Annotated in this window: 9 protein-coding genes; 1 reads left to right on the top strand and 8 read right to left on the bottom strand. The window is 59.3% G+C overall.

Features of this window, described 5'->3' with window-relative positions:
• Positions 1-3 precede the first annotated feature (3 nt).
• Positions 4-960, bottom strand: coding sequence for a 23S rRNA pseudouridine(955/2504/2580) synthase RluC (gene rluC / locus J1C59_RS11705; RefSeq protein ID WP_128084974.1), 957 nt, complete (start codon positions 958-960; stop codon positions 4-6).
• Positions 961-1,533: 573 nt separating this feature from the next.
• Between rluC and rne the strand changes: the two genes are divergently transcribed.
• On the top strand, positions 1,534-4,953 hold the full coding sequence (gene rne, locus J1C59_RS11710; RefSeq protein ID WP_128084973.1) for a ribonuclease E: 3,420 nt from the start codon (positions 1,534-1,536) through the stop codon (positions 4,951-4,953).
• Between the two features lie 278 nt (positions 4,954-5,231).
• On the opposite strand, the gene flgL is transcribed toward rne, so the two are convergent.
• From flgL to J1C59_RS11745, 7 genes are all read right to left on the bottom strand, one after another.
• Positions 5,232-6,197, bottom strand: coding sequence for a flagellar hook-associated protein FlgL (flgL, locus tag J1C59_RS11715; protein ID WP_128084972.1), 966 nt, complete (start codon positions 6,195-6,197; stop codon positions 5,232-5,234).
• A gap of 14 nt (positions 6,198-6,211) precedes the next feature.
• Positions 6,212-7,861: a flagellar hook-associated protein FlgK gene (gene flgK / locus J1C59_RS11720; RefSeq protein WP_128084971.1), complete on the bottom strand. Its 1,650-nt coding sequence runs from the start codon at positions 7,859-7,861 to the stop codon at positions 6,212-6,214.
• 123 nt (positions 7,862-7,984) lie between these two features.
• A complete protein-coding gene (gene flgJ, locus J1C59_RS11725; RefSeq protein WP_128084970.1) occupies positions 7,985-8,944 on the bottom strand; it encodes a flagellar assembly peptidoglycan hydrolase FlgJ in 960 nt (319 codons plus the stop codon).
• Complete coding sequence (locus J1C59_RS11730) at positions 8,944-10,053, bottom strand: flagellar basal body P-ring protein FlgI (RefSeq protein WP_111138636.1); 1,110 nt, start codon at positions 10,051-10,053, stop codon at positions 8,944-8,946. Before J1C59_RS11730 ends, flgJ begins: the two co-directional genes overlap by 1 nt.
• Before the next feature lie 9 nt (positions 10,054-10,062).
• Positions 10,063-10,773 (bottom strand): flagellar basal body L-ring protein FlgH, encoded by a 711-nt coding sequence (locus J1C59_RS11735; RefSeq protein ID WP_128084969.1) that lies wholly within the window; start codon positions 10,771-10,773, stop codon positions 10,063-10,065.
• A gap of 60 nt (positions 10,774-10,833) precedes the next feature.
• Positions 10,834-11,616, bottom strand: a complete 783-nt coding sequence (gene flgG / locus J1C59_RS11740) for a flagellar basal-body rod protein FlgG (protein ID WP_009090877.1) — start codon at positions 11,614-11,616, stop codon at positions 10,834-10,836.
• 17 nt (positions 11,617-11,633) lie between these two features.
• Positions 11,634-12,389 carry a flagellar basal body rod protein FlgF gene (locus J1C59_RS11745; RefSeq protein WP_111138634.1) on the bottom strand — a complete coding sequence of 252 codons (756 nt, stop codon included), beginning with the start codon at positions 12,387-12,389 and terminating at the stop codon, positions 11,634-11,636.
• Position 12,390 lies beyond the last annotated feature (1 nt).

Consider the following 12,390-nt stretch of genomic DNA (forward strand, 5'->3'; position numbering starts at 1 on the left):
TCATTACGCTTTCCGCTGGCGCAGCTTCTGCAGGCACTGCTTCAGGCCATCATCCAGTGGCGCTTCCACCCGCATCACTTCACCCGTGCCGGGATGGGTAAAGGTCAGTGCCGCCGCGTGCAGGAACAGGCGCGTCAGGCCGGTAGAGGCGAGCTGGCTGTCGAAATCGCGTTCTCCATAGCGATCGTCGAACGCAATCGGGTGCCCGGCGTGCAGCGTATGCACACGGATCTGATGCGTGCGTCCGGTCACCGGGCTCGCCTTCACCAGCGTAGCGACGTCGAACCGCTCTTCCACCTTAAAGCGGGTTTCTGAAGGTTTGCCTTCGCTGCTGACGCGCACGACGCGCTCGCCGCTCTGCAGGATGTTTTTCAGCAGCGGCGCCTGCACCACCTTGAGGTGTGACGGCCAGTTGCCGCGCACCAGCGCCAGATAATCTTTCTGCATCCCTTTTTCACGCAGCTGCTCATGCAGGGAACGCAGCGCCGAACGCTTTTTGGCGACCAGCAGAATACCAGAGGTATCCCGGTCCAGGCGGTGCACCAGCTCCAGGAAACGCGCTTCAGGCCGTAATGCGCGCAGCCCTTCGATTACGCCGAAGGTCAGCCCGCTGCCGCCATGGACGGCGGTGCCGGAAGGCTTGTTCATCACCAGCAGTGACTCATCCTCATAGAGGATCGCCTCTGCCAGCGACGCGACCTTCGCCAGTTTAGGGGAAACAGCGTCTTCATCGCGTTCCGCCACCCGAACCGGCGGAATGCGCACCTCGTCGCCCTCTTCCAGTTTGTACTCAGGCTTGATGCGCTTTTTATTCACCCGCACCTCGCCTTTGCGAACGATGCGATAAATCATGCTTTTAGGCACACCCTTTAGCTGGGTGCGCAGAAAGTTATCAATACGTTGTCCGGCATTTTCAGCCGTGATGGCGACAAACTGTACGCCGGGATTCTCTGTTTTCATGGCGGCGATTCTAAATAGTGTCCCCTGATAGCGCCACCCCTTTTTCTGTGCTTAACTCTGGGGTTGATGTGATGGCAGACGGCTTCTCTGCTGGCTTTTTCAGCAATGCGCTGCTTTGTCCGACACATTAGCGCGTTAAATGTAAAGAAACTTCACAAGCTGGCTAAAGTCGCCTTGCTATATGAAGGTTAGCAATGGAATAATGCTTGAGTTTCTTACCTGAAGCATTTCAGGGCAGAAAAAGAGCGAAATTGTCATTTTGCCGGATTGAGCAGACACGCAGCAATGGCGTAAGACGTAATGCGAAATCAGGCACTTAGCGGGCTGCGGGTTGCGGCCTGGACAACAGGTTGGGATGCACGGGTTTTCTTTATTCTCTCAGGCATTTCCACTATCTGGTGCTGTTTTCCCTTATGAAAAACAGGCCACCGACGTTATTTGCGCCCCTCGCGCGGTCGACAGCCGTGAGGCAGACGACACTGCACTAAGTCACGGGGCCATCGGTTGATACTCGTCCAGGGTAACTATGCCCGCAGCTGTAATCACTCATGAAAGAATAACGAGTAAGTCACGATGAAAAGAATGTTAATAAACGCAACTCAGCAGGAGGAGTTGCGCGTTGCCCTGGTTGACGGTCAGCGCCTGTACGATCTGGATATCGAAAGTCCCGGACACGAACAGAAAAAAGCCAACATTTACAAAGGTAAAATCACTCGCATTGAACCCAGTCTTGAAGCTGCGTTTGTCGATTACGGCGCAGAGCGTCACGGTTTCCTCCCGTTAAAAGAAATTTCCCGCGAATACTTCCCTGCCAGCTACAACGCGCATGGCCGTCCCAATATCAAAGATGTGCTGCGTGAAGGTCAGGAAGTCATTGTTCAGATCGACAAAGAAGAGCGCGGTAACAAAGGCGCTGCGCTGACCACTTTTATCTCGCTGGCCGGCAGCTACCTGGTTCTGATGCCGAATAACCCGCGCGCGGGTGGCATTTCCCGCCGCATTGAAGGCGACGACCGTACCGAACTGAAAGAGGCGCTGTCGGCGCTGGAACTGCCGGAAGGCATGGGTCTGATTGTCCGTACCGCGGGCGTCGGTAAATCGGCCGAATCGCTGCAGTGGGACTTAAGTTTCCGTCTTAAGCACTGGGACGCGATCAAGAAAGCCGCTGAAAACCGCCCTGCTCCTTTCCTGATCCATCAGGAAAGCAACGTCATTGTGCGCGCCTTCCGCGACTACCTGCGTCAGGATATCGGTGAAATCCTTATCGATAACCCGAAAGTACTGGAGCTGGCGCGTCAGCATATCGCTGCGCTGGGCCGTCCGGACTTCAGCAGCAAAATCAAACTCTACACCGGTGAGATCCCGCTGTTCAGCCACTATCAGATCGAATCGCAAATCGAATCTGCTTTCCAGCGTGAAGTTCGCCTGCCTTCCGGTGGCTCGATCGTCATCGACAGTACCGAAGCGCTGACCGCCATCGATATCAACTCCGCACGCGCTACACGCGGCGGCGACATCGAAGAGACCGCGTTCAACACCAACCTGGAAGCGGCCGACGAGATTGCGCGCCAGCTGCGGCTGCGTGACCTGGGCGGCCTGATCGTTATCGACTTCATCGATATGACCCCGGTTCGCCATCAGCGCGCCGTTGAAAACCGTCTGCGTGAGGCCGTCCGTCAGGATCGCGCCCGTATCCAGATCAGCCACATTTCCCGCTTCGGCCTGCTGGAGATGTCCCGTCAGCGTCTGAGCCCGTCCTTAGGCGAATCCAGTCATCACGTCTGCCCACGCTGTAGCGGCACCGGCACCATCCGTGATAACGAGTCGCTGGCGCTCTCAATTCTGCGTTTGATTGAAGAAGAAGCGCTGAAAGACAATACCAAAGAAGTGCACGCGATCGTTCCGGTTCAGGTGGCCTCTTACCTGCTGAACGAGAAGCGTGAAGCGGTCAACGCTATCGAGAAACGCCAGGGCGGCGTGCGTGCGGTCATCGTACCGGATGACAAGATGCAGACCCCGCACTACTCCGTCCTGCGCGTGCGCAAAGGCGAAGAGACGCAGACCCTGAGCTATCACCTGCCGAAGCTGCACGAAGCGGAAATGGCGATGCCGTCCGACGAGGAGCACGCTGAGCGCCGTCGTCCTGAGCAGCCCGCACTGGCCGCGTTCGTAATGCCTGACGCTCCGCCGGCTCCGGTTGAAGTCGCGCCTGAAGCGAAGCAGGCTAAAGCCCAGCCCGCGACCAAAACCACGCCGGAAGTGGCCGTGCCGGCTACCGTCAGCACCGGTTTCTTTGGTCGTCTGATCGGCGGTCTGAAGAAGATGTTTGCAGGCGAAGACGCGCCGGCTGCCGCCCCGGTGGCGACAGAGGTTGCGGAACCGCAGAAACCGGCTGAAAGCGAGCAGCAGAGCAGCAACAGCCGTGGCGAACGCCGCAGCAACAATAACAACCGCCGTAACAACAACCGTCGCGAGCGCACACCGCGCAACGGCGACAACACGCAGTCGCGTGAAGGCCGTGAACCGCGCGAAAGCCGCGAGCCACGCGAACCGCGTGAGAGCCGTGAACCGCGTGAAAGCCGTGAGCCGCGCGAGGGCAACGACAACCGCCGTAACAAACGTCAGTCTCAGTCTGCAGAGACCCGCGAAGAGCGTCCGGCGCTGAGCGAAGAAGCGCGTCAGCAGCGCGATGAGCAGCAACAGCAGCGTCGTGAGCAGCGTGCTGAGCGTCAGCGTCGTCGTCAGGAAGAGAAACGTGCCGGTGAAGAGGCCGCTAAAGCCGCTGAGCAGGCCGCCGTTGTGGCGGAGTCTCAGGAAGTCACCGAGGCGCAGGATGATGAGCGCGTGCAGGTTATGCCGCGTCGTAAGCCGCGTCAGCTGAACCAGAAAGTGCGCGTGGATGATAATCGTCAGCCCGTGACTGCCGAGGCAGCAGCACAGCCTGCTGAGGCGCGTCAGCCGCAGCAGAGCGACGTCGCTCAGCCTGAGCTGCAGGCGCAGCAGAACGATGAGCAGGATGATAACGACAACCGTGACAGCGCCAACATGCCGCGCCGTTCACGTCGTTCGCCGCGTCATCTGCGCGTCAGCGGACAGCGTCGTCGTCGTTACCGTGATGAGCGTTACCCGACGCAGTCAGCGATGCCGCTGGCCGCTGCGGCTGCCTCACCTGAGATGGCATCCGGTAAAGTCTGGGTTCGCTATCCGGTAAGCCAGACCAGCGATGAGCAGGTTCAGAACGTGGCGCCAGAGACCCCGGCGTACAACCGTGAAGAGCCAGCAGACGTCGCGGCAGCACCGGTCGCCGCCGCCGTCGAAGCCGTAGCACAGGACGCACCTGTTCAGCAGGCTGAGCCACAGGCAGACACGCCGGTGCCGGTCGTGAACACCGACGACACCCGCGCTATCGACGCGCCGGTTGATGAGCAGCCTTCGGTTGTTCCGGCAGCCGAAGAGGCAAAAGCGGAAGCCGTTGCGGCCGAAGCCGTGCCTGCTGAACCTGTCGCTGAAGCGTCACCGGTTGCCAGCCCTGCCGCGGAGACCGCAGAGGTGACTAAGCCCGCAGACGCAGCACCGGCTGAAACAGCAGATGCTGACGAGCCAGTGAAAGTGGCAGAGCAGACCGCCAGCGATGTCAGCGACGTTATTACCGCAGAAGTCGAGGAAGTGCTGAATGCCCCGGTCGCCGCAGAAGCAGACTCTGCTCCTGTCAGCGAGCCACATGCACCGGTCGCTGCCCGCGATGTCGCCCCGGCTGCGCCGGCTGTCGTGACCGGGCAGCCAGCACCTGCTGCAGAAACCGCAGCGCATGAGGGCACCCGCTGGAAGCACTTCGCTTCAGCACCGATGACCAAAGCGCCTGCGCCAGCCTGGCAGTCCGAACCTGCGCGGCACAGTGACTGGGTACGTGCACCGTACCAGTTCGACGGTCGTGGTTCTGCGGGCGGTCACAGCGCCACACATCAGGCCACCGCGCCGGCTACCAAGCCGTAACGCAGACGCCGTTGTGAACACAACCCCGGCCTGATTAGCCGGGGTTTTTTTATGCCTGTGTATTACCTGCAGGCTGCCTCGTGATCACCAGTGTCCGGGCCGCAGTTACAGAAACGGCCAGGCGAAAAGCGGCAGCGGGTCAGTGCCCTGCCAGCGCCATTGACCCCGGACCGGGCGCGGGCTGATTTTCAGACAAAAAAAACCCCACGCGCCTTTACCAGGCGGGTGGGGAAAAGTAAGCGTATCCGGTTAAAGTACGCTCAAATTTTCAGGTCAGATTACGAATTCACCTTGAACAGTGACATCTTGGACATATCAGTGAAGGTCTTATAAGAGGCCTGCAGGGCCGTCTGCTGCATGGTGTAGTCAGACGCCGCCTTGGTGTAATCGACGTTAACCAGATCGCTCATCTGCGAGTTGTAGATCACGCTGCGGTCATCGCCCTGCGCATTCAGCGTATCAATCTCTGACAGCTGGATACCGATTTCAGAACGTACGGCTAAGACATTGTTCAGCGAATTGCCCAGACCCCGGTTGGTTTTATCCATCGCCGCCTGGAACGTCTGTTTGGTCGTGGCATCCGCATCATCCTGCGGGACTTTCAGCGCAGCGATAGCGCTATCCAGCATCGCGAACACGTTAGTTTCACTGGCTGTGCCATCCGGCTCTTTTTTGGCATTGCTTGTGATCGACATAAAGATAGCATCGCCGGTGTGTGCCACGGTCATGGTCCGGCTGGTGTCGACCTTCTGGGTGATCGCCTCGGTGCCGCCGGTGTAAGCGACACCCGTACCCGCCGTGTCCGCGAATGGCGCGCTGTCCGTCTTATAGCCGGCAAAGATGTAACGGCCGTTGGCATCTTTACTGTTGGCCTGGTTCAGCAACTGCGCACGGATCCCCTCCAGCTGGGTCGCGATCGATCCCCGGTCATCGTCACTCAGCGTGCCGGTGGAACCGTTAACGATCAGCGTCTGTGCATTCTGGATGCTCTCGGTGACACCTTTCAGAGTGTTCTCTTCCAGTGACAGACCCTGCTCAGCAAAGGTGCGCGCCAGCGCATACTGTTTTCCCTGCTGCTGCGTCTGCGTCAACGCGACCGCGCGCGAAGCGGCAATCGGGTCGTCCGAGGGATTGGTGACGCGGCGACCGCTGGAGAGCTGCTCGCCGACTTTAAGCCAGGAGGCCTGCGAGTCGGTAATCCCGCGCACCTGCTGGTCAAAAATCATATTTGTACTGATTCGCATGTTATCTCCCGCCCTTAGCGAATATTGATCAATGCGTTAAACACGGTGCTGGCAGTCTGCAGCACCTGCGCATTTGCCATGTAATATTGCTGATATCTGGTCAGGTTGGCGTACTCCTCGTCGAGGTTGACACCAGAGACTGACTGCTGGCGCTCGGTCAGCTGGCTGACCACGCTTTTCTGGGTGGTGCTGGTGGTTTCCAGCGAACTGGTTTTGTTACCCACGGTGCTGACGATGCTGGCGTAAGCCTGCGACAGCGTGGCGTTGCCGCTGACCAGTTTCACGTCCTGCAGGTTCAGCAGCTTCTGCGCGTTGCGGTTATCGCTCTCTCCGCCGACGGCAGACGCCGCCGCGACCTGTGATTCGCTGGTAATCGCCACTGACATGTCGTTGATCACGTTCTGCACCGGCTTCACCAGGAAGCTGTCTTTCGCGGCGGGTGCGGGCGATGCGCCGACCGTCAGCTTCAGGCCATCGAAGCTCAGGGTGGTGTTGCCGCTGGCATCGGTTCCCTTTGTCAGCGTTACGGCCGTACCGTCTGCCGCGCGGGTGGCGCTCCAGTTTGTGCCGTCATAGCTGACGGTGTAGTTGGACGCTTTCAGCGCGCTGGTGTCGGTCCACTCTGCGGTGACGGACGCGCCGGTGCTGTTTTTGCTGCTGCTGACGACCAGCGGGCTGCCAATGTTAAAGAAATCGACGCCCTGATTACCCTGGCTGTCAAAGCCCTGCTTGTGAACATCATTAAAGCTGGTGGTAAAGGCGGCCGCTAACTGACCCAGCTGATTCTGCGCCAGATCCAGATCCTGCGACCGGAACGCCAGCAGACCGCCCAGTGAACCGGTGGTGATCAGTTTTTCCGGGATCTCTACGTTGCCCGCCTGCTTATCGACATAGCCAATGGTGGTCCGGGTCGGATCGCTGCTGGAGGTCATCGCCACCAGATCGTTCGATTTGTAGCCGTTAACCAGCGTCAGGCCGTTTGCCATTGAGACGGTATAGTTACCATCCTGCTCAGAGACGTTTACGCCGACCATCTTGTTCAGGTCATTGACGAGCTGATCGCGTTTATCCAGCAGATCGTTGGGGGTCGCGCCATTCCCGGTGGTCAGTTTGCCAATCTGCTTGTTGAGATCGGCAATCTGGCTGGTCAGGGTATTGACCTGTTTAACGTCTGAACCGATATCCGCATTGACGCTGATCTGCATGTTATTCAGATACTGCGACGTGCTCTGGAACTGACTGACCAGCCCCTGCGCATTACTGAGCATTGACTGACGCGCCGAGGGATCGTTGGCGTTGCTGACCACGTTCTGCAGGTTGGTGAAAAAGCCCTGCAGCGAGGTCGACAGGCTGGTGGTGGCGGTCGACAGCAGGTCGTCGATGTTTGAAATCTGGCTGTGCTGGGTGTCGACAGCGCTGTAGTTCGCGCTGGCACCGCGCAGCTGCGTGGCGATGAACGCGTCATATTCACGCTGCACGCCGGTCACGTTGACGCCGTTACCGTAGTAGCTGTTGCCCTGCAGCGTGCTGCCGGCCTGGGCTAACAGGGCGGTCTGACGCGAATAGCCCGCCACGGTGTAGTTGCTAATGTTGCTACTGGTGGTGCTCAGAGCGGCCTGCGCGGCACTCAGTCCGCTCATGGCGGAGTTAATTATGCTGGACATCTCGGTTCCTTACGTTCCCCGTCAACCGGGCTGGCAAACATCAAAGTGGGCGCCAGCGGGCGAAAACGCATCTGGCTATAGGCTTGTTATCGGCTTGCTAAGGTGAAACTTGAGGCGCAATGATCAGAACAGATCGCCCACGTCCTGGGTGTAGGCTTTAACGACTTTTTCACCCATGCTTTTGAATTGCTGAATCATTCCCACCAGCTTTTGCGCATATTTAGGATCGGTGGCATAGCCCGCCGCCTGCAGAGCCTGCGCGCCCTGCTCTGCGCTGGCGGCGTTCGTTACCGCCGCATAACGCGGGTTTCTGGTCAGCAGTTTGACGTAGTCGGTCAGCGCTTCAAAATAGGAGTTATAGACCCGGAAGCTGGCGCGCACTTTCTTCGCTTCGCCCTGCTCATATTCGGTGGTCATGATATCCGTCGTCTCGCCCTTCCAGTCGCCGCTGGCTTTAATTCCGAACACGTTGTAGCTCGGTTTGCCGTCGCGGGTCAGGATCTGGCGCTGTCCCCAGCCTGACTCCAGCGCGGCCTGTGCCAGAATCAGGTGATGAGGAATGCCGCTCTGCTGGCTGGCGGCCTGCGCCGGTTGCATCAGCTGGGCGATAAACTCGCGGCTGTCGCCAGGCAGGCCGGTCGGAGATGCGGCGGGCAGACGCGGCATCGCTTTGCGCACGATCTGCTCCAGCTGCTGGGCATGCATCGGTATCGCTCCACTGGTGCTGAGGATGAAGCTGTTGTCCAGCTTCATCGGCACCGTACCGGCGGTTTCATCCGGCGCGGTGGCGGGCTGCATCTGTTTGACGATGGTTTCCGCCAGGCCAAGGCCGCGCTTCCCCATCTCCTGCGCAATCTGCTGGTCATACATAGAGGTAAAGAGTTTAGTCTGCTCGTTGCTCATGATGCCGTCCTGCGGCAACGCTTCACGCATACTCTTCAGCATCATCTGTACAAACATCCCTTCGACCTGACGCGCCACCTGCAACGCATGGCCTTTCGGATCGTTGCTGGCCTGGTGTTTCAGTTCATTCAGGGAGCGGCTGTCGTAAGCCGCACTCATCACAGATTGCATATCAGCCATCAGATAATTTCCAGTTTGGCACGCAGACAGCCGGCACTCTGCATCGACTGCAGAATCGACATCAGTTCGATAGGCGATGCCCCCAGCGCGTTCAGCGCACGCACCACGTTGTTCAGGCTGGCGCTGGCATTCACACGCTGCAGCGCACCACCGGACTGACGCAGATCGATCTGGGTCTGCGTCGTCGCCACCGTCTGTCCCCCGGCCAGCGGCGTGTCAGGCTGGCTGACGTTCTGCTGCTGATTGACCGTGACCGACAGGTTGCCCTGCGCCACTGCACACTGGTTCAGCGTCACTTCGCGGTTCATCACCACCGAGCCGGTACGTGAGTTAATGATCACCTTCGCATCTTCGACCGGAATCGAGACGTTGATGTTCTGAATATCGGCCAGCAGACGCACCTGCGCGCCATTGTTTGGCGACACGCGGATCTGCACGGTCCGGGCATCCAGCGGCTGCGCCGAGCCATAGCCGCCGCGCGCGTTAATCGCGTCGGCGATACGCTGCGCCATCGAGAAATCTTCGTTATTCAGCTGCAGGTTGATGGTGTTCTGCGAGCCAAAGTTGCTCTGCAGTTCACGTTCAACAGTCGCCCCGCCGGTGATGCGGCCCCCGTTGAGCTGGTTTACCTGAACGCTGCTGCCGCCCGCGGAGGCGCCCGCGCCGCCGACCAGGATGTTACCCTGCGCCAGCGCGTAAACCTGGTTATCGACCCCTTTCAGCGGCGTCATTAACAGCGTGCCGCCGCGCAGGCTCTTGGCGTTACCCAACGAGGAAACCACCACGTCCAGATTCTGTCCCTGACGGGCAAACGCAGGCAGTTTTGCCGTCACCATAACGGCCGCCACGTTTTTCAGCTGCATGTTGGTGCCGGCCGGCACGGTGATCCCCAGCTGGGAGAGCATGTTGCTCACGGTCTGCGTGGTAAAGGGCGTCTGCGTCGTCTGGTCACCGGTGCCATCGAGGCCCACCACCAGGCCATAGCCCAGCAGCTGGTTATCACGTACGCCCTGTACCGTGGTGAGATCGCGAATCAAATCCGCCCTGGCCAGCAGGCTGACACTCAGGAGCAGCGCCAGCCCGGCGCGTAACAGCGTTAACTTTTTCATTGAAGCCTCTTACATCGGAGAGATGTTCAGGAAGAAGCGCTGCAACCAGCCCATGGTCTGCGCCTCATTGATATAGCCATTACCGACGTACTCAATACGTGCATCGGCGACCGCGGTAGATAACACAGCGTTGCTGGCGCTGATGGTGCGTGGGTTGACCACGCCCGAGAAGCGAATGAACTCTGTGCCCTGATTAATGGCGATCTGTTTTTCACCGACGACGTGCAGGTTGCCGTTCGACAGCACCTGATCCACGGTGACGGTAATGGTGCCGGTAAAGGTGTTATTGGCAGATGCGCCGCCTTTACCTGCGAAGTCGTTTTTGCCTTCGGCACTGAGGTTGGCTTTTTCGCCATTTGCCCCCACCAGTCCCGCCAGGCCGGTCGGAACGGCACTCAGGCCAAAGCTGTTTTTGCCATCACGGCTGGCATTCGCCGACGAACTTTTGCTGGCGCTGACGTTTTCCTGCAGGGTGATGGTCAGGGTATCGCCAATGTTGCGAGGACGGCGATCTTCAAACAGCGGCTGATAGCCGTAGTTCAGCGGTGCGACGCCCTGAAAAATCGATCCGTTGACCACCGGTGGCGCGGACGGCAGCGGCTGCGCCGTGGTTGCGCCCTCGACCAGCGGGGTCCGCGGGACCAGCGCACATCCGTTAAGGGTTAGCAGCAATGAGGCGACTAACCAATGTCCAGGCTTGAGAATCTGTTGCTTCGCCACGGTGTCACGACCTTATTCATGTCTCTGTTTCAGGCCAGCAGACGCTGGCCCTGTCCGGGATTAAATCTGTGTTAATTTCGCCAGCATCTGATCGGAGGTACTGATCGCCTTGCTGTTGATTTCGTAGGCGCGCTGCGTCTGGATCATGGTGACCAGCTCTTCCGCCACGTTAACGTTCGAGGTTTCGGTGTAGCCCTGATAGAGCAGACCGGCGCCGTTCTGGCCTGGCGTGCTGTCCGTCGGCGCACCTGAGGCCTGGGTTTCCTTGTAGAGGTTTTCACCCACGCTATCGAGACCGGCATCGTTCATAAAGGTGCTCAGGGTTAACTGACCCACCTGCGCGGCCTGCGCCTGACCCTGCTGGGTCACGCTGACCACACCGTCACGGGAGACCGTGATGCTGGTGGCGTTAGCCGGAATGGTAATGCCGGGCTGCACCGGGAAACCGGAGTTGGTCACCAGCTGGCCGTTCTGATCCACCTGAAACGCGCCGTCACGGGTATAAGCCGAGGTGCCATCCGGCATCTGAATCTGAAAATAGCCCTGGCCGTTGATGGCGATATCTTTTGAGTTACTGGTCTGCGACAGGTTGCCCTGAGTGTGCAGGCGCTCCGTGGTCACCGGACGTACACCGGTACCAATCTGCAGGCCGGATGGCAGCGTCGTCTGTTCAGACGACTGCGTGCCCGGCTGACGCATGGTCTGGTACATCAGATCTTCGAACACGGCACGCGAACGTTTAAAACCGTTGGTGCTGACGTTTGCCAGGTTGTTGGCAATGACGTCCATGTTCATCTGCTGCGCATCAAGACCGGTCTTAGCGATCCATAAAGAACGAATCATGTTGTTATCCTCGCGCCTTAGCTCATGTTCAGGAGCTGATTGGCTTTCTGTTCATTTTCGTCGACGTTGGTGATGACTTTCATCTGCATCTCAAAACGTCGGGCGTTGGCGATCATATCGACCATGGTTTCTACCGGTTTGACGTTGCTGCCTTCCAGCACGCCCGGCATAACCTGCATGGTGGCGTCCGCCTGCAGAGCCGCGCCGCGGGTGGCCTGCGTCGCCGCAGTCGGCCGGAACATGCCGTCGTCGCTGCGCTGTAACTCCTGGCCGGTCGCCCGCACCAGTTTGAGTTTGCCCAGCTGAACCGTGGCGTTGGGTGAATCACCGGCATTCAGCCCGGTAATGGAGCCATCTGCCGCGATGGTGATCTCCGTGCCCTGTGGGATCACAATCGGGCCGCCATCGCCCATCACAGGATTGCCCTGAACCGTCAGCGTACCGTTGGGGCTGATCTGCATATTGCCGTTGCGGGTATAGGCTTCACTGCCGTCTGCGGTCCGTACGGCCAGCCAGCCATCCTGCTGCACCGCCACATCCAGCGGACGCTCGGTGTAATCCATCGCGCCCTGGCTCATGTCCGCGCCCGGCGTCGAGGCGGCTACCAGCGTACGGGTAGGCAGTGACCAGCCACTCACCGGCACGGCGCGCAGCGCATTGAGCTGTGCACGAAAGCCGGGTGTGGAGGCGTTGGCGAGGTTGCTGGCGGTAACCGCCTGCTGATCCAGCGTCTGGCTGGCCGCGCCCATCGCGGTATATATCGCGTGATCCATA

It is taken from the genome of Pantoea deleyi, from assembly GCF_022647325.1.
GTDB lineage: Bacteria > Pseudomonadota > Gammaproteobacteria > Enterobacterales > Enterobacteriaceae > Pantoea > Pantoea deleyi.